Origin of the sequence: Lysobacter sp. ESA13C (assembly GCF_019970005.1) — a bacterium.
Taxonomy (GTDB): Bacteria; Pseudomonadota; Gammaproteobacteria; order Xanthomonadales; family Xanthomonadaceae; genus Lysobacter; species Lysobacter antibioticus_B.
The window spans coordinates 113,079-134,525 of sequence record NZ_JAHXYK010000006.1; the positions used below are offsets into that span (position 1 = coordinate 113,079).

A 21,447-nucleotide genomic window follows, 5' to 3' on the forward strand; every position below is an offset into this window, starting at 1 on the left:
GGCGCTCAGGTCCAGATGCCCTTGGTGTCGATGATCTTCAGGTGCGCCGGCATCGACAGCTCCTTGAAGGGTTTGTGATCGACCAGCAACACCGCGATGTCGGCCTGCGCGCTCGCGGTCGGCAGGTCCACCAGGATCACGTTCGGCGAGTTGAGCTTGTCCGGCAGCACCGAGATGTGCGGCTCGACCGCGAGCACGCGGCCCGGGTGGCGGTTGGCCAGTTCGATTGCGATGTCGAGCGCCGGGCTTTCGCGCAGGTCGTCGATGTCGGGTTTGAAGGCCAGGCCGAACACGGCGATGGTCAGGTCCTTGCCCTGCTTGCCGTCGGCCTGCGCCTGCTCGATCGCTTCCTCGACCTTGTTCATGACCCAGGCCGGCTTGCCGTTGTTGACCTCGCGCGCGGTGCGGATCAGGCGCGCTTCTTCCGGTGCGCTGTCGACGATGAACCACGGGTCGACCGCGATGCAGTGGCCGCCGACGCCGGGGCCCGGCTGCAGGATGTTGACGCGCGGATGGCGGTTGGCCAGGCGCACCAGGTCCCAGACGTTGATGCCGAGCTTGTCGCAGATGATCGATAGCTCGTTGGCGAAGGCGATGTTGACGTCGCGGAAGGCGTTCTCGGTGAGCTTGCACATCTCCGCGGTACGGGCGTTGGTGACCACGCATTCGCCGCGCACGAAGCTCTTGTAGAGCTCGCAGGCGCGTTCCGAACAACGCGGAGTCATGCCGCCGATGACGCGGTCGTTCTCGATCAGCTCGCGCATGACGTGGCCCGGCAACACGCGCTCGGGGCAGTAGGCGACGTTGACGTCGGCCTGTTCGCCGGCCTGCTGCGGGAAGCTCAGGTCCGGGCGCGCCGCGGCGAGCCAGTCGGCCAGGCGCTCGGTGGCGCCGACCGGCGAGGTCGATTCCAGCACCACCAGGTCGCCCTTCTTGAGCACCGGCGCCAAGGCTTTGCCGGCGGCTTCGATGTAGGCCAGGTCGGGCTCGTGGTCGCCCTTGAACGGCGTCGGCACGGCGATCAGGAAGGCGTCGGCGGGTTCGGGCTGGGTCGAGGCGCGCAGGAAGCCGCCGGTGACCGCCGCGCGCACGGCGACGTCGAGTTCCGGTTCGACGATGTGGATTTCGCCCCGGTTGATGGTATCGACGGCATGGCGGTTGATGTCGATGCCGATCACCTTTTTACGCGCTGCGGCGAACGCGGCGGCGGTGGGCAATCCGATGTAGCCAAGGCCGATGACCGAGACGGTTTCGAAACTCATGAAAGACTCCGTTGAATGCCCGCGGGGGAGGGCGTTGCTGCTCGATTAAGAGACGTTGCGAAAAGGGGCCGTACGAACGGGAAAGTACCAATGCACGGCGGAGGCGGACGGGCCGCCTCCGGTGCGCATGCGGCGCGCAGGCGCAAGCCCGCGGCGCCTGTGGATGCGGACGTCAGGCCGCCAATTGCGAGGCCGTGGTCTTGAGGCCGGCCAGGGCTTCGACGATGCGCTGGCAGGCCTTGCCGTCGCCGTAGGGGTTATGGGCGATGCTCATGGCCTGATACGCGGCGGGATCGTCGAGCAAGGCGGTGATGCCGTCGGCGATCGCCTTGCGGTCGGTGCCGACCAGCTTGACCGTGCCCGCGCCGACCGCTTCCGGACGCTCGGTGGTGTCGCGCATGACCAGCACCGGCTTGCCGAGCGAGGGCGCTTCTTCCTGGATGCCGCCGGAGTCGGTCAGGATGATGTGGGCCGCGTTCATCAGATACACGAACGGCAGGTAGTCCAGCGGCTCGATCAGGTGGATCTGCGGCATGTCGCTGAGCAGGCGGTTGACCGGCTCGCGCACCTGCGGGTTGAGATGCACCGGATAGACGATGTCGACGTCCGGATGGCGCAGGGCGATGTCGCGCAGGGCGTGGCAGATGCGCTCGAAACCGCCGCCGAAGCTTTCGCGGCGATGGCCGGTGACCAGCACCACGCGGCGTTCCGGGCGCAGGAAAGCGAACTGCGCGGACAACTCGGCGCGCAACGCCGGCGTACGCTCGATGCGCTGCACCACTTGCTTGAGCGCGTCGATCACGGTGTTGCCGGTGATCTCGATGCGGTCGGTCGGAATGCCTTCGGCGCGCAGGTTGTCGCTCGACGACTCGGTCGGCGCGAAATGGATCGCGGCGAGGGCGCCGGTGAGCTTGCGGTTGGCTTCTTCCGGCCACGGCGAGTACAGATTGCCGGTGCGCAGGCCGGCTTCGACATGGGCAACCGGAATCTGCTGGTAATACGCCGCCAGGGTGGTGGCCATGGTGGTCGAGGTGTCGCCGTGCACCAGCACCACGTCGGGCTTGAGCTCCGACAGCACACGCTTCATGCCGGTCAGGATCGCGGTGGTGACGTCGGTCAGGTCCTGGCCCGGCTTCATGATCGCCAGGTCGTAATCGGGTTGAATGTCGAACAGGGTCAGCACCTGGTCGAGCATCTGCCGGTGCTGGCCGGTCACGCACACGCGCGCCTCGAAGCGAGGGTCGCCGGCGAGCAGCAAAGCCAGCGGCGCCATCTTGATCGCTTCCGGACGCGTACCGAACACGCACAAGGTCTTGATGCGGTAGGCCGACTGCGGCATCGCCGCGGTCGAGGCCATCGCCGGCAGGGTCGCGGCGTCGTCGCCGAACAACTCGTTGCGGCCGAAGCTCAGGGTCGCGGCTTCGGCGAGCGCGGGAGCGGTTGCGGTCTCGCCCTCGGGCTGCCAGGCCGAAGCCGGCTGCGGCTTCCAGCCGTGGGTGGTCGCGGTGGTGTAACCGCCGAGCAGGCCGAAGAACAGCAACAGGTTCAGGCCGAGCCCCGCACCGCGCAGCGAGTAACCCAGCGCGGTCAGGACGCAGGCAGCGGCGATCAAAATCAGCAGAGTCGCGCGCGGCGAGCGGCCGGAATCGAGCAGCATGTAGTGCAGGTGCTGGCGGTCGGGCTTGAACGGCGAACGCCCCTGGCGCACGCGGCGGTACATCACCGCCAAGGTGTCGATCACCGGCAGGGCCACGCACCACAGCACGGCGGCGGCGTGGATGCGCGGCGTGCCGCGCTGGTTCATGTAGATCAGGCTCCATGCGAGCACGTAGCCCAGCAGCATGCTGCCGGCGTCGCCCATGAAGATCTTGCGCCCGCGCCAGCCGCCGAGGTTGACGAACAGGTAAGGAATCAAGGCCGCGAACAGCACCGGCAACAAGGGCAGGGCGCCTTGCGAGAGCAGGCCGGCGCGATCGAACAGCAGGATCGCGGCGATGCTGACCAGGGCCAGGCTGCCGGCCAGGCCGTCGATGCCGTCGAGCATGTTGAAGGCATTGATCAGGCCGACCACGCCGATCACGGTCAGCGGAATGCCGAGCAGACCGAGGCGGATCGGGCCGGTGCCGAAGACGTTGCCGACGTCGTTGAGGTAGAGGCCGCTGCCGGTGATCATCAGGCCGGTCGCCAGCACCTGCACGAACAGGCGCGAGCGCACGCTGAGGTCCTTGGCGTCGTCGATCGCGCCGACCACCACGATCAACGCGGCGCTGCCGAGCAGCGAGAGCGCATAGCGGTCGGCGAGGCCGAGGTAGACCGCGCCGGCGAGCAGGCCGGCGAAGAAACACAGGCCGCCGATGACCGGGATATGCCCCTGATGCCGCTTGCGCGCATTGGGCCGGTCGACCAGGCCTATGTGCTCGGCCAGAGGATGCATCGCGTACATCGCGACACAGGTGACGAATAGCGCGAGGGCGCACGCTATCGCAAATTTTTCATCCAGCATGACGATGAGTCCGGGGGTAGTCTTCGTTGACCTGGCCGACAATCGCCGCCCCCCACGGTGATCGTCCCTTTGGCGTTTCTAGTTGTTCTTGCGGTTGTTCGCGGTGCGTCGGCCGGTCGATGCCGGTCGATTCGAATAATGGTTTTCAAAAACAAAAGTGGAATGACTGATCGACATGTCCGGCGGCCGTGGGTGCAGATGCGCTGTGCATCGCATGTCGCTGGGATCGTCTGCCTGCGGCAGCGTCCGTTTGCATGCGTGCTCGTGCGCGACTGCTTGCCTGTGTACTACACGGTGAGCTGCATACGTGCGCCTAGGTTGCCATCTCGAGTTCAGGAAATACTGTGAATCCGTAAGGGCTTTCACGGTGACGTCGTCCCGTCGCGAACGAATCTCATGTTTCGTTCATTTGTCGTTCGCATTCGCGGCGAGTGAGCGAGCGTGATTCTGTTCTGGGTTGCGCTTCGCATGCGAACTGCGACGTTCGATTACGCATTGGTTAGCGCTGCGTAAAAACATCCAATGGCCAAGAAGTGTCCATGCGTTGCCGTCGCCTTGCGTATCGTCGTTTTCCTCGAAAAAAGCGGCTTTTTTGCGGATCCGGCAACTGGGTTTCGCGATCGCCGGTGCCGCCCGCTGTATGTTCCATCGCTGCAGTCGGTCGGCTGTCCGCGTGCGCTCCTTGCGGCGATACCGCAGCGCCGACAGGCTGCTCTGCTTGCATGACGCTGCAATGTCATCGCTGCGGCGAATGAGCGGAAACGTTCGCCTTGCATCAAACCGCGCCGACCCTGCGACTGTGCCGCAGCCGTCGGCGGTTCCAAATAGCGCTTTTGCATAAGCGAAAGCGCGTCGTGCATATGTACGCCGATCGAGTTTCGCTCTCGATCCGGTTCGCATCGCGCCTGCGACCGCATCGGCAGAACCGACGGCATTCGCAGCACCCGATCGCAGCGAGCGCGGAGCGGCGCATCGACGGCGTTCGCTGCGCGCGGGTCCTGCCGGCGCAGCGATGTGCGGATCAGCGTTCGGCGATCGGTTGGTATTCGTAACCGTAGGCGTAGGTACTGTCATGGCGCTTCTCGACCGCATTGAGAATGGCGCCCCTGAGCTCGATACCGTTCTGCTCGAAGCGCTGCTTGGCGAGCGCCAGTTCCTTGGCGGAGTTGAAGCCGAAACGCGCGACCAGCAGGCTGGTGCCGGCGTAGCGGCCGATGATCGCCGCGTCGGTCACCGCCAGGATCGGCGGGGTGTCGATGACCACCAGGTCGTAGCGTTGCGACACCGTGTTCAACAGCGTGGCGAAGTTCGGGTGCATCAACAGCTCGGACGGATTCGGCGGCACCTGTCCCCGCGGAATGAAGTCCAGGCCGGGGATGGTCGAATGACGCGTCGCGTCGGCGATGTCGACGCGGCCGACCAGCAGATCGGACAAACCGTTCTGGTTGGTGTGGCCCATGACCCGATGCAGGGTGCCGCGGCGCAGGTCGGCGTCGATCAGCAGCACGCGCTGGCCGCCCTGGCTGATGACGGTGGCCAGGTTGGTCGAGACGAAGGTCTTGCCGGCGCTCGGGCCCGAGCCGCAGATCATCAGGATGTTGTTCTTGGCCTCCATCATGGCGAAGTGCAGGCCGGTGCGCAGGCTGCGCATGGCCTCGATCGCCAGGTCGTTGGGCGCATCCAGCGACAACAGGTGCGGCTTGTCGTGGCGCTTGCCGTTGCTGCGCAGCTGCTTGCCCAGGCTTTCGTGGTCGCGTTGGTACTGGCTCATCGGAATCGAGGCGTAGACCGGCAGGCCCAGTTGTTCGATTTCCTTGGCCTCCTCGACGCCGCGGTTGAGCATTTGCCGCACCAGCACCCAACCGATCGCCGCGAACGCGCCGAGGAAGGTGCCGATCAGCACCAACTGTAGGCGCTTGGGCTTGACCGGCTCGTTGACGTCGACCACCGAGGGGTCGATGACGCGAGCGTTGCCGACCGTGCCGGCGCGTGCGATGTCGAGCTGCTGGGCCTGGTTGAGCAGGTTGGTGTAGGTCTGGGTGCTGACCTGCATGTCGCGGGTCAGGCGCAGCAGTTCCTGCTGGGTCTCGGGCAGGCCGCCGATGCGGTCGCTGAGTTCCTTCTTGCGCGCTTCGATCTCGCCGAGCTGTTCCAGCAGCGCCCGGTAGGCCGGGTGCTTGGGGGTATAGCGGCGGCTGACTTCGGCCTGCTGCATCTTCAATTGCGAGATGCTGTTGTCGAGGGCGACGATCTGGTCGAGGTAGGACTTGGTCTCGACGGTGATGTCGACGGTATGCGCTTGCGACTGATAGGCGTTGAGCGCCTGCTCGGCCTTCTCCAGGTCGCGGCGCACGTTCGGCAACTGGCCCTTGACGAATTCCAGGCTGTTGGCGGCTTCGGCGGAATTGCGTTCGACGTTCTGGCGGGTGTACTGGCGGGTGATCGCGTCCAGGGTCGCGGCGGCCTGGCCCGGGTCGCCGAGCAGATAGCTCAGCTGGATGATGCCGGAGTCCTTGGCGCGCTCGGTCGCGGTCAGGTTCTTTTGCAGGGCGGTGATGATCGCCAGGCTCGGCAGTTTGACCAGGTCGAAGCGCATGCCCGGGTTGGCCGCCATCTCCTTGATCTGCAGTTTGACGCCGCCGCCCGCGGCGGGCTCGCCGACCTTGCCGGTCAGCAGCAGGGTGTCGTCTTCGTCGTATAAGCGGTACGCGCCGGCGTTGTCGGCGACCAAGGTCAGCGGCAGGCCGAGCAGTTCCTTGGAGACGTCGAACTGGAACACGTCGAGGCGCTCGCCGCCCCAGCCGTAGCTGCTCAGGCCGAACCACGGCGAAGCGACTTCGCCCGGCGTCGACGGGCTGAAACCACGCGACAGCACGCCGCCGATCAGCGGAAACTGCCTGGGTTCGACCTGCACGTCGAGCTTGAGGTCTTGCACCGCCTTGCCGACCACCGCACGCGAGGTCAACAGCGCGATCTCGGTCACCGCCTGCGGCGCCGAATCGGTCAGCACCTGCGAGACCGCATTGAGGCCGGGCAGGGTGGGGGTATTGGATTCGACCTGGATCATCGCGTTGGCCTGGTACACAGGCGCGGCGAGCAGGGCATAGGCGACGCTGAGGGCGAAACCGGCCGCGGTGACGCTGGCGATCAGCCACTTGTGGTCGATAAGCGTGCCGAGTAGCGCGGCCAGATCGATCTCATCGTTATCGTCCTGAGACGGACCAGGAGCCGCGGATGTTTTCGACATTGGGGTGAGACCTGCTGAAGAGTGGATCGTGCTATGTCAAAGACGGGCCGCCCAGCTACTCACCCCTGAGTTGATCAGCTGATAGGCCTGTTCGAAAGCGCTGCGCGGTTTCCGGTACGGGTCCGGAACCGCGGTGTCGTCCTGCCATTTGCCCAGCAGGTAGGTCTTGCCACGTGCGTGCGGCGCCAACTGCAGCACCGCGTCGAGGTGTTTGCGCTCCATCGCCAGGATCAGGTCGGCCGAATCGATCATGGCGCGATCGATCTGCCGCGCCACGTGCGACTCGCCGTTCAAGCCGTGCTCGTTGAGCAGGACTTGCGCGGTGGCGTCGATCGGATGGCCGACCACCGCGGCCAGGCCCGCCGACTCGACGACGATGTTCTTGCCTTGCAGGCGGTGCCGCAGTAGTACTTCAGCGGTCGGACTTCGGCAGATGTTGCCGATGCAGACCATCAAAACCCGGTTGAACACGTGCGGTAGGTCTCACCTTGAAGGGGGCGTCGGAACGGCCCGGGAAAGTTTCGACCTCGCGTGCGCGATGCCGGCGGCTGCAGAATCTCAGAGCCCGAGGGTGCATGGTTCGGGCCTTTCGTCCGGCTCCGTGCCGTCGGCGACTCGGTGCACGCAACATGTTGCAGTGCGCCGAAAGTGACGGTGCGGAATGTAAGAGCTGATTCTTGCAGGGTCAACACGAAGCAAGCTCGCGACTTCAAAGACGTGACGCGAGTCACTTGGCGATTGCGTACGCCCGAAACGAATTCCTTGGCAATACGGTGTTTTAACGGAATATTTTGACGGATTTGGATTTAACCGCATTGCGTTATCCGCATCGCGTTGCCGTCGATACGCCATGGTCGACGATGAACCGGTCGACGCCCGCTTCTGTCGAAGCCGCTCGTCGGCGATGTCATACGTGTGCAATGCGAATTGCATCGGCGATGGAGGATCGGCGATGCGGTCACGTATCGCAACGCGAAACTTAAGCCTTCGCTGAACATCGCCGGCGCGATATGGCGTATGCGCAAGGCGCGCAAGGCCTTGCTGCGAGCGTTGCGGCCGCTTCGCGCCGTATCGCGCGCTCGCGAAAAACGTGATCAGGTACCGTTTGCCCGAATGCGCGTGAACGGCGAGGGGCCAATCGCCGCGCGCTGTCGCTATACTTCGGACAGGGGACTGCACTGCTAACGATCGTATCCGCTAGGAGCCCACGTCTCATGAAGTACCTCGCCCTTGTTGCCGCAGGCCACCGCGCCGTTCCACCCGACCGCGCCCCCGGCTTCGCCTACCGCAACGCATTGGGCCGCGCCGGATCGCCCGGGCCCTTCGTCCGCCGCAGTGCTGCAGCCCGAACCGGGTGCGCGTGCCGGCGGCCATCGCGTTAATCGAACCGGCAAGGTTCTCTGACGCGGCCACGTCGGCACCGGCCGACTCAACGACCTCCCCATCGACATCCATGAAGTCGGCCGTCCATCGACAGGCCGATGTACGAACCCGTCCGGCGCGCTGTCCGCGCCCGCGACATCGAGAGACTGAATCGCATATGAGAAAGCTTTCTGGCTGGGTGGCGATCGCCGCCGCCGTCGTCGGACTCAACGGCTGCATGTTGGCCCCAGGCCAACATATGAGCCCGAAGCAGTTCGTGAGCGACGCGTCCCTCGACGAGGACCACGTCGAGATCGTGCCGATCACGCCGAAGCTGCTGGCGATGGACAAGGCCGACGCGCCGGTGGCGGAAGTGCCGGCGGAGTTGTTGGGCTACAAGCCCGAGCCTTACCGCATCGGCGCCGGCGACACCCTCTACATCACCATCTGGGACCACCCCGAACTGACTTCGCCGGCCGGCACCCAGCAACAGACCGCCGCCAACGGCCGCATGGTCGGGCCCGACGGCACGCTGTTCTATCCCTATATCGGCTCCCTGCAGGCGCAAGGCAAGACCATCGACGAACTGCGCACCTTGATCACCGCGAAGATCGCCCAGGTGATCGAAAGCCCGCAGGTCGACGTCAGCATCATCGACTACGGCAGCCAGCGCGTGACCTTACAGGGCGCGTTCGTGAAGACCGAGCGCCAGTCGATCACCGCCACGCCGCTGACCCTGTCGCAGGCCATCGGCAGCGCCACCATCGACCCCTTGCGCGCGGACCTGTCCGGCCTGGTGCTGACGCGCGCCGGCCAGCACTACCGCATCGATCTCGACGCGCTCAACCGCGGCAAGCAGATCGCGCCCGACATTTATCTGAGGGCCGGCGACCATATCTATCTGCCGTACAACGACCGCAAGGAAGTCTATGTGGTCGGCGAAGTGATCCGGCCGATGGCGATCAACTTCAAGACCAGCGACATGACCCTGTCGCAGGCGCTCGGGCGCACCGGCGGCCTCAATCCGCTGACCGCCAAGGGCGATGCGGTCTATGTCATCCGCGGCGTCGAGGACATGCAGAAGCAGCCGGCCAAGATCTATCACCTCAGCGCCAAGTCGCCGGCGTCGTACGCCTTGGCCAGCCAGTTCACGGTGCGGGCCGGCGACGTGGTGTTCGTCGGGCCGGCCGGGGTGACGCGTTGGAACAGATTCGTCAACCAGTTGTTGCCGTTCTCCAACATCCTCAACAACTCCGCGAACACGCAGGACCTGCTCGAGCGCTGAGCCGGCAGGTTTGAGCAGTAAGGCGATCGAGCGGATGGGTAATCGCAGCACCAATGCAGGGCTCGTGGGCGGCCGATTCCTTCGGACGCCTGCGTTCGCCCGTGCGTTGCTCTGCGCGCCCGCTGCGCGATTCGCGCTGGCGGCGTTCGTATCGCTTGCCTTGTGCGGCGCCTCGGCCGGCGCGCAGACACGGGTCTCGGTGAGCGGTGCGGTCGAGCATCCCGGCGAGCAGGTGTATGCGGGTAAAGCGCGCCTGCGCGATGCGGTGCTGGCGGCGCGGGTGCGGCCGCAGGCCTATGTGGCCGGCGCGGCCTGGCTGCGTCCTGGCCTGGTCGAAGCGCAGCGCCGTTTCAAGACCGGCGTCCTGTTCGATCTGTCGCAAGTGATCGCCGAGGCGAGCGCGCGCAACGACGAGGGCCTGCTGGCGCTCGCCGAACGCATGAGCGCTGGCGTGCGGGCGATGCCGGCGACCGGACGTCGCATCGTCTCGCTCGATCCGAAAGCGCTGGAAAGCGAGCGGGCGAACAATGCACCGCTCGCCGAGGGCGACCGCCTGCATTATCCCGAACTGCCGAAGTCGCTTCGCATCGTCGGCGCGGTCGGCAAGGATTGCGTACTGCCGTATGCGAGCTGGCGCGGCGTCCGCGACTATCTCGGCGATTGCCCGGCGACGGCCGAGGCCGACCGCGATTGGGTCTATCTGGTCCAAGCCGACGGACGGGTGAGCGAGTACGGCATCGCCCTGTGGAATCGCGGCGAGCCCCTGCGCCTGGCGCCGGGCACGACGATCTACGTACCGATCGATGACCGGCGTGTGCGGCGGACCGCGCCCGACCTCAATCGCGAATACGCCGAGTTCCTGGCCACTCAACCCTTGCCCGAGGCGGGCGGTGCAGCGCCGCAAGCCGAAGCGGTCGCGGCCCATGCCTCCGCGGCCGATGCGAGGCCGTTCTGAATACCGGCCGACCGCCTCCGCGCCACAGCCAGATCGCGCTGCTGGTCGTCGCCACGCTGGCCGCGCGCTTCGCCCATGCCGGCGATCAGGCGCCGACCCAGGGCGACTTCGGCGGCGCCGGCCTGTGGCAGACGCCGACCGCGCGCATGGCCGACGAAGGCGAACTCGCGCTGTCGGTCAGCCGGGTCGAGCCGTACTCGCGCTACAACTTCACCGCCCAGCCCTTGTCGTGGCTGGAAGGCAGCTTCCGCTACACCCGTTTCGACAACGACGCCGCGCCGGTCGCGGACGGCGGCCGTTCGAACTCGGCCAAGGCCTTCGACGCCAAGATCCGCCTGAGCCGCGAGAGCCGCTACCTGCCGGAGGTGGCGGTCGGTGCGCGCGACATCGCCGGCAAGCGCTACTTCTCCAGCGAATATGTGGTCGCCAACAAGCGCTTCGGCCCGGTCGACGCCAGCCTCGGCGTCGCCTGGGGCAATCTGGGCGCGCGCGGCAACCTGGCCAATCCCTTGTCGGCGCTCGACGATCGCTTCGACCATCGTCCTTCGCGCAGCGGTTTTTCCGATGCCCGCTATCAGTTCGACCGACCGCGCTACTTTCACGGCCGCGCCGCGGTGTTCGGCGGCGTGGCCTATCGCCCGGCCGGCAAGCCCTGGGAAGTGAAAGTCGAATACGACGGCAACGACTACCGGCACGAGCCCGGGCCGCGCCGCATCAAGCAGAGTTCGCCCTTCAACGTCGGCGTGGTTTATCGCCCGAATCGCCATCTCGACCTGAGCCTGGGCCTGCAGCGCGGCAATACCGCCTCGTTCGCTTTGACCCTGCACACCAACGCGGCCCGCCTGGCCGAACCGATCAAGGCCAAGGACCCGCCGCCGGTCGCACGTCGTTACGACGATGCGCCGGCGATTCCGACGATGGCGGCTACGCCGGCAGCCGCGTCAGTGCACGTGCCGGCCGCCTCGGCGACCGCCGCTGCAGGACCGGCGGCTCCGACCGCGCTCGTTTCGGGGGCGATCGCAGCGACGAGCGCCGCTTCGCCGCCGTTGCCGCAGGCGGCACCGTCCCCGGGTCTCGCTCCGCTCACCGCGGTCAGCGAGGCCGGCGTAACGCCGCAAACCGGTCTGCCGCCAATCGCGACGACACCAGCCTCAACGACGCAAACGTGGCCCGAGCCGGCCGCGCCCGAGCAGGTCGACTGGGAACAGGTCAGCCGCGAGCTGTACGACAACGCCGGCGTGAGGGTCAGCAAGATCTCGCGGCGCGGCAGCGAATTGTTCGTTACCGGCGAGCAGACCCGCTATCGGCATTCGGCGAAGGGGCTGGGCCGCACCGCTCGCATCCTCGATAACCAAGTCGATGGCTCGGTCGACTGGTACACCCTGGTCTCGACCCGCGCCGGCATGGAAGTGGTCGAGACCAGCGTGCAGCGCGAACGCTTCGGCGAACTGCTCGATGGCGAGGCCGACCTTAAGACCTTCCGCCTCGGCGTCGAGCGCAACCGCCCGCAGGCGCGTCGCGAAGAGCTGTTGTATCGGGCGCCGCTGGACCGCTACGACGGCGGGTTCGGCCTCAGCGTCGGTCACGAACTCGGTGCGCCCGACACCGCCGCCCTGTACAAGATCGGCATGGCCTACGACGCCGACTACCGGTTCGCATCGAACCTGTGGTTGAGCGGCCGCATCGAGGCCCTGATCGCCGACAACTACGACCGCTACGACGGCGGCCCGGTCACGGCCTTGCCGCGCGTGCGCAGCGACGTGCGCGAGTACGTGACGTCCTCGCGCGTGACCATGCCGCAGCTGCAACTGACCGCGGCCGGCTCGCTGGGCGCCGATTGGTACGGCATGGCGTATGTCGGCATGCTCGAAAGCATGTACGGCGGCGCCGGCGCCGAGACCTTGTACCGGCCGTTCGGGCAGCGCTGGGCGATCGGCGCCGACGTCAACTGGGTGCGCCAGCGCAGCTTCGACCAGGATTTCTCGTTCCGCCGCTATCGCACCGTCACCGGCCATGTCAGCGCCTACATCGACACCGGCTACAAGGACATCAGCTTGAAGGTCAGTGCCGGGCGTTATCTGGCGCGCGACTGGGGCGCGACCGTCGACGTCTCGCGCCAATTCAACAACGGCGTGCGCATGGGCGCCTATGCGACCTTCACCGAGTACTCGCCGCGCCAGCCCGGCGACGGCGGTTTCGACCGCGGCCTGTATCTGTCGGTTCCGTTCGACCTGGCGCGACAGCGTTCCAGCCGCAGCCGCGCCGATTTCGCCTGGTCGCCGGGCATCCGCGACAACGGCGCGCGCTTGAACAAGCGCTACGGCCTGTACTCGCTGACCGAGGATCGCGACCGCGCCAGCTTCTCTGGCAACCTGCACCGCATCGTCGAGTAAGCAGCGAAGCCGTTCGCAGCGGAACGGCCGGCGCCCTGCGGCCGTGGCTCAATCGCCGCCGTCGTTGCCGTAATACATCAGCCCGATCTTGATGCGCTCGCGTCCCTGCGCTTTGCGGTGGCGGTTGCTGTCGCGCAGCGAGTACACGCAGCCGCAGTATTCCTGCTGATAGAACTGTTCGCGCTTGCTGATCTCGATCATGCGCTGGCTGCCGCCGGCCTTGCGCCAGTTGTAGTCCCAGTAGACCAGGCCCTCGTACGGCGCGGCGGCGCGGTGGCCGCTGCCGTTGATCTGCTCCATGTTCTTCCAGCGCGAGATGCCGAGCGAACTGGTGATGACCGGAAAGCCGTGCTCGTGCGCATAAAGCGCGGTGCGCTCGAAGCGCATGTCGAAGCACATGGTGCAGCGGATGCCGCGCTCGGGTTCGTTCTCCATGCCCTTGGCGCGGGCGAACCAATGGTCGGTGTCGTAGTCGGCATCGACGAAGGGAACGCCGTGCTTCTGCGCGAAGCGGATGTTCTCTTCCTTGCGCAGCTCGTACTCCTTCAGCGGATGGATGTTCGGGTTGTAGAAGAACACCGTGTAGTCGATCTGCGACTCGACGAAGGCTTCCATCAACTCGCCCGAGCACGGCGCGCAGCACGAGTGCAGCAGCAGCCGGCCGCCGTCGCCGGGCAGGCGCAGCCGCTCGCGGCCCGGGCTCAGCGTCGCTGCGCTCACAGGTCTTTCGCCACCAGCTTGACCACGCTGGAGAAATCCAGGCCGCCGTGACCGGCGCGGCTGTTCATCGCGTACAGATTGCGCGCGAGTTCGCCGAGCGGGATCGAGGCGCCGGTGCTCATCGCCGCTTCCGCGGCCAGGCCGAGGTCCTTGAGCATGAGATCGTTGCCGAAGCCGCCGCTGTAGCCGCGCGAGGCCGGCGCGTTCTCTAGCACGCCCGGCCAGGGGTTGCAGACTTCCGTCGCCCAACTGCGGCTGGTGCTGACCGCCATCATCTGCGACAGCACCTTCGGGTCGAGCCCGTGGGCGCTGCCGAGCGCCAGCGCTTCGCCGGTCGCGGCCATGATCACGCCGAGCGCCATGTTGTTGCACAGCTTGGCGACCTGGCCGGCGCCGCTGGCGCCGACGTGGAAGATGTTCTTGCCCATGGCCTGCAACAGCGGGCGCGCGCGTTCCAGCGCCGAGGCTTCGCCGCCGACGATGAAGGTCAGGCTGCCGGCGGCGGCGCCGGCGGTGCCGCCGGACACCGGCGCATCGATCATCTGCAGGCCGCGTGCCGTCGCGGCCGCGGCGACTTTCTGCGCCGAGGCCGGGGCGATGGTGCTGCAATCGATCACCAACGCGCCCGCCGGCATCTGCGCGAGCAGGCCGGCATCGCCGAGGTAGAGACCTTCGACGTGCCGGCTCGCAGGCAGCATCGAGATCACCACCTCGGCATCGACCACGGCATCGGCCGCGTCGATGGCGGCATGGGCGCCGGCCACGACCGCGCCGGCGACGAGGGCCGGTGCGAGATCGAACACGCGCAGGCTGTGGCCGGCCTTGAGCAGGTTGGCGGCCATCGGCCCGCCCATATTGCCCAGGCCGATGAAAGCGATGCGGCTCATGCGGTGGTCTCCGTAAGGGCGCCCAGATCGGCGAGCCGGTGCGCCTGCGCCGGCCAGGGGGCGGTGAAGAAGGTTTCGGCCCAGGCCGGCGTGGCCTCGGCCAGGTGGGCCGGGTTCCAGCGCGGACTGCGGTCCTTGTCGATCAACAGGGCGCGGATGCCCTCGGCGAAATCGCCGTGCGCGGCGCAATGCAGGGACGCGGTGTATTCGAGACGAAAGGTGTCGGCGAGCGACAGCGTGGCGGCGCGGCGTTGCAACTCGTAACCGAGCCGGGCCGAGCCGGGCGCGCCGGCGGCGAGGGTCTTATGCGCGTTCTGCAGCCAGGCGTCGTCGCTGTCGAGCGCGGCGATCGCTTCGACTACCGCGGGCAGATCGTCGTGCGCGCAGGCCGCGGCGATGGCGGCCGCGTGGTGCTGCAAAGGGCCGGGTGGGGCGGGTTCGGCGCAACCCTTCAGTACCGCGCTGAGCCGGCGCGCATCGTCGCCGTCGTCGGCCCAGTTCACCGCGGTGAGTGCGGCGTACACCGTTTCGCGTTGCGCTTCCTGCAGATAGTGATCGGCGAGGCCGGCGCGGATCGCGTCGCCGGCGTTGAGTGGGGCACCGGTCAAGGCCAGGAACAAGCCCGCGCGTTGCGGCACTCGGTTCAACAGCCAACTGCCGCCGACGTCCGGGTACAGGCCGACGGTGATTTCCGGAAACGCCAGCTTCGAGCGCTCGCTGACCACGCGGTGGCTGGCGCCGGCCATCAGGCCGATGCCGCCGCCCATGACGATGCCATGGCCCCAGCACAGCAGCGGCTTGGGGTAGGTGTGGATGCGGTGGTCGAGCCGGTATTCGGTCTCGAAGAACTCGCGCGCGTGGACGTTGTCGAGGATGTCGCGGCTGCCGCTGGCGCGATGCTCCAGCATGCCGCGATACAGCCCGTGCAGGTCGCCGCCGGCGCAGAAGGCTTTCTCGCCCGCGCCTTGAAGCACGACTACGGCGACGGCGTCGTCCTGGGCCCAGGCCAGCAACTGCGCATCGAGCAGTTCGGCCATGGTCAGCGACAGGCCGTTCAAGGTCGCCGCTGCGTTCAAGGTGGCGAAGCCGATGCGGCGCCCGTTGGCGGTGCCGCGTTCTTCGAACAGGACCGGCGCGGCGACTGCTTCGTTTTCGAGCACGGCGTTCATGCGTTCTTCCACTGCGGCGCGCGCTTTTCCAGGAAGGCGAGCACGCCCTCGGTCTGGTCGGCGCTGTCGAACAGATCGACGAAGGCCTCGCGCTCGCGCACCAGGGCGGTGTCGTGGCTCTGGCTGCGGGTGGCCTGGATCAGGGCCTTGCAAGCGGCGACGCTGGTCGGGCTCTGCTTCTCGGCCTGCTTGGCCCACTGCAGTGCGCGCGCCTTGGCTTCGCCCTTGCCGACCACCTCTTCGACCAGGCCGATGCGCAGGGCGGTGGCGGCGTCGACGCGTTCGCCGAGCAGCATCATCCGCTTGGCCCAGCCTTCGCCGACCAGACGCGGCAGGTGCTGGGTGCCGCCGGCGCAGGGCAGCAGGCCGACGGTGGCTTCGGGCAGGGCCAGTTGGGCCTGCTCCTCGACGATACGCAGATCGCAGGCGAGGGCGCATTCCAGCCCGCCGCCCATGGCGTAGCCGTTGATCGCGGCGATCGACACGCCGCGGAACGCGCTGAGGGTCTCGAAGGCTTCGCCGAAGCGGCGTGCGGCCTCGCGCGCCAAGGCCTTGTCGCCGTCGGCGAACTGCTTCAGGTCGGCACCGGCGGAGAAGAATTTCTCGCCTTCGCCGGTGACGACCAGGGCGTAGACCTCGCGGTCGGCATCGAGGTCGCGCACCAGCTCGCGCAAGGCGGCGAGGCTGTCGCGGGTCCAGGTGTTGGCCGGGGGATTGCTCAGGGTGACGACGGCGGTGTGGCCGTCGATGTCGAGCTTCAGTCCGTCATAGACCTTCCCGGTGTGCTGCTTGTCCGCACGGCTCATCGCAATTCCTCTTCGGTGTTCAGCAGATGGCGCGCAATGATCACGCGCATGATTTCGTTGGTGCCTTCCAGGATCTGGTGCACGCGGCAGTCGCGCAGCAGCCGCTCGATCGGGTACTCGCGCATATAGCCGTAGCCGCCGTGGATTTGCAGGGCCTCGTTGCAGATGGCGAAGCCGGCATCGGTGGCGAAGCGCTTGGCCATCGCGCACCAGACGATGGCGTCGGCGCTGCCGGCATCGAGCTTGCGCGCCGCGGTATGCACCATCTGCCGCGCCGCGACCAGTTGCGTGGCCATGTCGGCGAGCTTGAACTGCAGCGCCTGGAACTCGGCGAGCGGTTTGCCGAACTGGCGCCGTTCGCCGAGGTAACGACGTGCGGCGTCGAGTGCGCCCTGGGCCGCGCCGAGCGAGCACGCGGCGATGTTGAGGCGGCCGCCGTCGAGGCCCTTCATGGCGATCTTGAAACCGTCGCCTTCGCCGGCGAGCAGATGCGCGGCCGGCACCCGCACGTTGTCGAAGACGACGCCGCGCGTGGGCTGGCTGTTCCAGCCGAGCTTTTCTTCCTTGCGCCCATAGGCGATGCCGGCGCTGTCGGCCGGCACCGCGAACGCGCTGATGCCGCGTGCGCCGTCGCCGCCGGTGCGCGCCATTACCACCAGCATGTCGGTGGCGCCCGCGCCGGAAATGAAGGCCTTGGCGCCGTTGATCAGGTAATGATCGCCGTCGCGCTCGGCGCGGGTGCGCAGGGACGCGGCATCGGAGCCGGCCCCGGGTTCGGTCAGGCAGTACGACGCCAGGTATTCGCCGGAGGCTAACCGAGGCCCCCAGAGGTCGCGCACGGCGGGCGAGGCGTGCGCGGTCAGCATCCAGGTGGCCATGTTGTGGATGCTGATGAACGCCGCCGTCGACGGATCGAGCGCGGCCAGTTCCTCGAACACGACCACCGCATCGAGCCGGGTCAGGCCCGAGCCGCCGGCGGCCTCGTCGACGTACAAGCCGCAGAAACCGAGCTCGCCGGCCTTGCCGATGGCCTCGCGCGGGAAGATGCCTTGCGCGTCCCAGTGCGCCGCGTGCGGCGCCAGTTCGGCCAGGGCGAAATCGCGCGCGGCCTCGCGGAAGGCGAGCTGGTCTTCGCCGAGCTGCGATGGCGGTGGACTGACCGCCTGCAGGTTCATGACGGCGGCCATCACTTCAGACTGATCGTGGTGTTGACGCCGTGGCCGAGCGTGTCGTCGTCGAACCAACGCGCGGTGACCGTCTTGGTCTGGGTGTAGAACATCACCACTTGCTTGCCGTAGGGGCCGAGGTCGCCGAGCTTGGAGGCGCGCGAGCCGGTGAACGAGAACAGCGGCACCGGCACCGGGATCGGCACGTTGATGCCGACCTGGCCGACGTCGATGTCTTCCTGGAAGCGGCGCGCGGCCGCGCCGGATTGGGTGAACAGGGCGGTGCCGTTGCCGTTGGGATTGGCGTTGATCAGGTCGATCGCGGCTTCCAGGGTGTCGGCGGCGAGCACGATCAGTACCGGGCCGAAGATCTCTTCGTCGTAGATGCGCATGCCGGGCTCGACCCCGGAGAAGATCGTCGGGCCGACGAAGTTGCCGCGCTCGAAACCCGGCACGGACGGCTTGCGGCCGTCGAGTTCGAGCCTCGCGCCTTGCTCGACGCCGGAGGCGATCAGGCTTTCGACGCGTTCGCGCGCAGCGCAGGAAATCACCGGGCCGACATCGGTGCCGGGCTCGGTGCCGGCATTGACCTTGAGCGTGCGCGCCTTGGCGACCAGCTCGGGGATCCAGGCCTGTGCTTCGCCGACCAGCACCGCGGTGGAAGCGGCCATGCAACGTTGCCCGGCGGCGCCGAACGCTGCGCCGGCGAGGGCGTTGAGGGTTTGCTCCTTGTTGGCGTCCGGCAGCACCACCGCGTGATTCTTCGCGCCCATCATGCACTGCACGCGCTTGCCCGCCAGCGAAGCGCGGTTGTAAACATGGGTGCCGACCTTGGTCGAACCGACGAAGGACACCGCCTTGATGTCGGGGTGGTCGCAGATCGCATTGACCACGTCTTCGCCGCCGTGGACGACGTTGAGCACGCCCTTGGGCACGCCGGCCTGCAGCGCCAGTTCGACCAGGCGCATCGTCACCAGCGGGTCCTGTTCGGACGGCTTGAGCACGAAGGTGTTGCCGGTGGCGATGGCCATCGGGAACATCCACAGCGGAATCATCGCCGGGAAGTTGAACGGGGTGATGCCGGCGCAGACGCCGAGCGGTTGCAACAGGGTGTAGGTGTCGACGCCGCCGGCGACGTTGTTGGCCAACTCGCCGAGTTGCAGGTTGCCGATCGCCGCCGCGTGCTCGACCACTTCCAGACCGCGGAATACGTCGCCTTCGGCGTCGGCCAGGGTCTTGCCTTGTTCGGCGGTGAGGATCGCGGCGAGCTCGCCCATGTGCTCGCGGATCAGTTGCTGGTACTTGAGGAAGATGCGCGCGCGCGCGCCGATCGGGGTCTTGCGCCAGCTCTTGAAGGCCTGTTGCGCCGAACGCACCGCGGCGTCGACTTCGTCCGCAGTCGCGAACGGCACCCGCGCCAGCACCGCCTGTGTAGCCGGGTTGACGACATCGCGCCATTGTTGGGATCGGGATTCGACGAATGCACCGTCGATCAGCAGCTTGACCGTCGCGACTTCGGTCGCGACGCGATTCATATCGTTCATTGTTTCAGCTCCGTGTCGCTCACCCGCGTGACGGGGATTGCGGAGCAAGACAAGTCGGTTCCACGCAACGGACATCCGCGTCGAGCCAGCCCGTCCGGTTGCCCACCGCAACACCCGAGGATGGCATCGCATGCGATGCCCGCCACTGGCCGGTCTCCGGGCTTGCGAGCGATGCGGAGCGATCCGCATCACCCCGACACCTTCCCGCGAAATCGCAGTGGTATTGAGTCGGGTGTTCTCGCCTACCGTTGCGGGGGCAGCGCCGGAATGGAGTCTGTCGACTCGCACCGGCTTCCCGTTTCACCCTGCTCGCCGGTACGGCGGCAGGACACCTGTGGCCGGCGGAGTGTAGGCGTCGGATCGAAAGCGGACAAGCTGCGCTGCGCAAAGCTGCGCGCTTGCTCGCACGACGGCATGGTCGGATTGCTTCGAACGCCGCATTCATCTTGTCGTCGCGCGTATGTGTGACGCCTCTGCACGGCACCGCACCACGGCGAATGGAATGCATCGCGACGAATGCGCCCTGTTCGCTTGCTTGCGTAGGAGATCGCGTTCGCCTGTGTGCGAGGCTCGGGCGAAACGCCGGGCATCGCTCGATACTGTGATGGGTAGCGTGTATTCCTGGAAACGATGCGGGCGAAATGACTGGTGCGGCGGGGGCTGCTGTGACTGGGGCATCCGGATCGGCATGGGCGCATCGCCACGATGGGGAGCATCGGTGGCGGTGGATGGGTTCGTCGTCGAGCGTCGGCGCTGAAGCATCCCGCGGGCAGTGGCCGCTCGGGTGACATTCGCATGCCGTTGCAAGATCATGGCGAGAGCGCAATACGGCATTCCTGAAGGAGCGGCACCCGATGACCAACCGTGAACGACGCAACGGCACCGAGCAGGCCAGTGCCGTGGCCTTGCGCGCAGGGCTGACCCGCGAGCAACTGGACGCGTTGACGACCCTGGAGCATTTCCGCTGGGAACTGCGTTTCGTTCGGCGGCCGCTGTTCCTGGAGCCGATTCCGGTGGTATTCCATCCCGATGGCGAGCGTTACGCGGTGTTGGAGGCGGATGGTTCGCTCAATGAGAACCCGGGGTTCGAGATACGCCGCTGAGGGGGTTGCCGGTGGCGCGGGTTGGTTCGTGTCCGTGGCATCGCGGTGGGGGCTCTGAGGGTAGGAGCGGCGTCCTACTGGATTTCCTCCGGTCACAAGCCGCGACCGCGGGATGCGCAGAGGCGACAGCGCCGATATCGCTCATCGAAGCAGCGTGCCTTCGCGGGAGTAGGAGCGGCGCGAGCCGCGACCGCGCTCTTGCGATCTCGCCGCGCATCGTTCAAGCGAGATCAGGATCAGGATCAAACGCCAAAAGCTTCCGCCACTAAAGCGGCGGCTAACTTTCTTTTGTCTAAAGCAACAAAAGAAAGTCACCAAAGAAAAATGCTTTTGTTTTGAATCACAAGCCCGCATGATCGATGCCAACGCAGGGCTTTTTCATACGGGACATCCCTGTCCCGATGAAAAACGGCCTGCATCCATGCAGGCCGCCCTTCGGGTCTTCTGTTGCCTTCGCTAGTGCGAGACGTCGCACAACAACAGCCAAGGCCAAAGCCACGACCGAGGCCGGGACTTGACGCCGCCTGCGAAATATCGTCGCCATCCACAGTTCGTGGTCGCGGCTCACGTTGTTCCTACCCTTAGAGCGAGATTCGTCGTTGCCGTTGCCATTGAGAAGCTTGGCGTAGCCATGCACTGGCGAGACCAATGGAGACCCGGAGGGCGGCGCGCAAGGATGCGCGCCGTTTTTCATCGGGACAGAGATGTCCCGTATGAAAAATCCCTGCGTCGGCATCGAACGTGCGGGCCTGTGATTCAAAAGAAAAGCATTTTTCTTTGGTTACCTTTCTTTTGTTGCTTATGACAAAAGAAAGTAACCCGCCGCTTTAGTGGCGGAAGCTTTTAGCGTTTGATCTGGATGTTGATCCTGCGGGACCGATACGCCGCGAGAGCACCACAGCGTGATCGCGGCTCGCGCCGCTCCTACCCCGCGACAAAATGCCGCTTCGCTGGGTGGTATCGGCGTTGTCGCCTCTGCGCGTCCCGCGGTCGCGGCTCACGCCGCTCCTACATTGGGGGGGGGCGCCGCACAGCGTCGCTCGGG

At 66.6% G+C, this 21,447-nt stretch carries 15 protein-coding genes and 1 riboswitch; of the genes, 4 read left to right on the top strand and 11 right to left on the bottom strand.

What is annotated here, in order from left to right:
- Positions 1-5: 5 nt before the first annotated feature.
- The 5 genes from wecC to LC490_RS14030 form a co-directional block, all read right to left on the bottom strand.
- The gene (gene wecC / locus LC490_RS14005; RefSeq protein ID WP_031372786.1) at positions 6-1,262 is read right to left on the bottom strand and encodes a UDP-N-acetyl-D-mannosamine dehydrogenase; all 1,257 of its coding nucleotides are present in this window, start codon (positions 1,260-1,262) and stop codon (positions 6-8) included.
- 172 nt (positions 1,263-1,434) lie between these two features.
- Complete coding sequence (gene wecB / locus LC490_RS24585; RefSeq protein WP_161786131.1) at positions 1,435-3,696, bottom strand: UDP-N-acetylglucosamine 2-epimerase (non-hydrolyzing); 2,262 nt, start codon at positions 3,694-3,696, stop codon at positions 1,435-1,437.
- 474 nt (positions 3,697-4,170) lie between these two features.
- Complete coding sequence (locus LC490_RS14020; protein ID WP_223620551.1) at positions 4,171-4,665, bottom strand: hypothetical protein; 495 nt, start codon at positions 4,663-4,665, stop codon at positions 4,171-4,173.
- Between the two features lie 121 nt (positions 4,666-4,786).
- Positions 4,787-7,012, bottom strand: coding sequence for a polysaccharide biosynthesis tyrosine autokinase (locus tag LC490_RS14025; protein WP_223620552.1), 2,226 nt, complete (start codon positions 7,010-7,012; stop codon positions 4,787-4,789).
- Between the two features lie 36 nt (positions 7,013-7,048).
- Complete coding sequence (locus tag LC490_RS14030) at positions 7,049-7,483, bottom strand: low molecular weight protein-tyrosine-phosphatase (RefSeq protein ID WP_031372789.1); 435 nt, start codon at positions 7,481-7,483, stop codon at positions 7,049-7,051.
- Between the two features lie 1,069 nt (positions 7,484-8,552).
- Between LC490_RS14030 and LC490_RS14035 the strand changes: the two genes are divergently transcribed.
- The 3 genes from LC490_RS14035 (at position 8,553) to LC490_RS14045 (ending at position 13,007) form a co-directional block, all read left to right on the top strand.
- Positions 8,553-9,659 carry a polysaccharide biosynthesis/export family protein gene (locus tag LC490_RS14035; protein WP_031372790.1) on the top strand — a complete coding sequence of 369 codons (1,107 nt, stop codon included), beginning with the start codon at positions 8,553-8,555 and terminating at the stop codon, positions 9,657-9,659.
- Between the two features lie 199 nt (positions 9,660-9,858).
- Positions 9,859-10,614, top strand: a complete 756-nt coding sequence (locus LC490_RS14040; RefSeq protein ID WP_161786132.1) for a capsule biosynthesis GfcC family protein — start codon at positions 9,859-9,861, stop codon at positions 10,612-10,614.
- A 56-nt stretch (positions 10,615-10,670) separates the two neighbouring features.
- A complete protein-coding gene (locus LC490_RS14045; RefSeq protein WP_223620689.1) occupies positions 10,671-13,007 on the top strand; it encodes a YjbH domain-containing protein in 2,337 nt (778 codons plus the stop codon).
- Positions 13,008-13,055: 48 nt separating this feature from the next.
- On the opposite strand, the gene LC490_RS14050 is transcribed toward LC490_RS14045, so the two are convergent.
- The 6 genes from LC490_RS14050 to LC490_RS14075 are packed head-to-tail and all read right to left on the bottom strand — an operon-like array spanning position 13,056 to position 19,290.
- Complete coding sequence (locus LC490_RS14050) at positions 13,056-13,727, bottom strand: epoxyqueuosine reductase QueH (RefSeq protein ID WP_223620553.1); 672 nt, start codon at positions 13,725-13,727, stop codon at positions 13,056-13,058.
- A complete protein-coding gene (gene mmsB / locus LC490_RS14055) occupies positions 13,724-14,614 on the bottom strand; it encodes a 3-hydroxyisobutyrate dehydrogenase (RefSeq protein WP_223620554.1) in 891 nt (296 codons plus the stop codon). The genes LC490_RS14050 and mmsB overlap by 4 nt, the downstream gene beginning before the upstream one ends.
- The gene (locus tag LC490_RS14060) at positions 14,611-15,783 is read right to left on the bottom strand and encodes an enoyl-CoA hydratase/isomerase family protein (RefSeq protein ID WP_223620555.1); all 1,173 of its coding nucleotides are present in this window, start codon (positions 15,781-15,783) and stop codon (positions 14,611-14,613) included. The genes mmsB and LC490_RS14060 overlap by 4 nt, the downstream gene beginning before the upstream one ends.
- Entirely contained in the window at positions 15,780-16,589 is an 810-nt protein-coding gene (locus LC490_RS14065; protein ID WP_223620556.1) for an enoyl-CoA hydratase, read from the bottom strand. Before LC490_RS14065 ends, LC490_RS14060 begins: the two co-directional genes overlap by 4 nt.
- Positions 16,586-17,764 (bottom strand): acyl-CoA dehydrogenase family protein, encoded by a 1,179-nt coding sequence (locus tag LC490_RS14070; protein WP_223620690.1) that lies wholly within the window; start codon positions 17,762-17,764, stop codon positions 16,586-16,588. The genes LC490_RS14065 and LC490_RS14070 overlap by 4 nt, the downstream gene beginning before the upstream one ends.
- Positions 17,765-17,775: 11 nt before the next feature.
- A complete protein-coding gene (locus tag LC490_RS14075; protein WP_223620691.1) occupies positions 17,776-19,290 on the bottom strand; it encodes a CoA-acylating methylmalonate-semialdehyde dehydrogenase in 1,515 nt (504 codons plus the stop codon).
- 138 nt (positions 19,291-19,428) lie between these two features.
- Positions 19,429-19,650, bottom strand: a riboswitch (cobalamin riboswitch).
- Positions 19,651-20,153: 503 nt separating this feature from the next.
- Between LC490_RS14075 and LC490_RS14080 the strand changes: the two genes are divergently transcribed.
- Entirely contained in the window at positions 20,154-20,402 is a 249-nt protein-coding gene (locus tag LC490_RS14080) for a hypothetical protein (RefSeq protein ID WP_031372798.1), read from the top strand.
- The last annotated feature ends 1,045 nt before the right edge of the window (positions 20,403-21,447 follow it).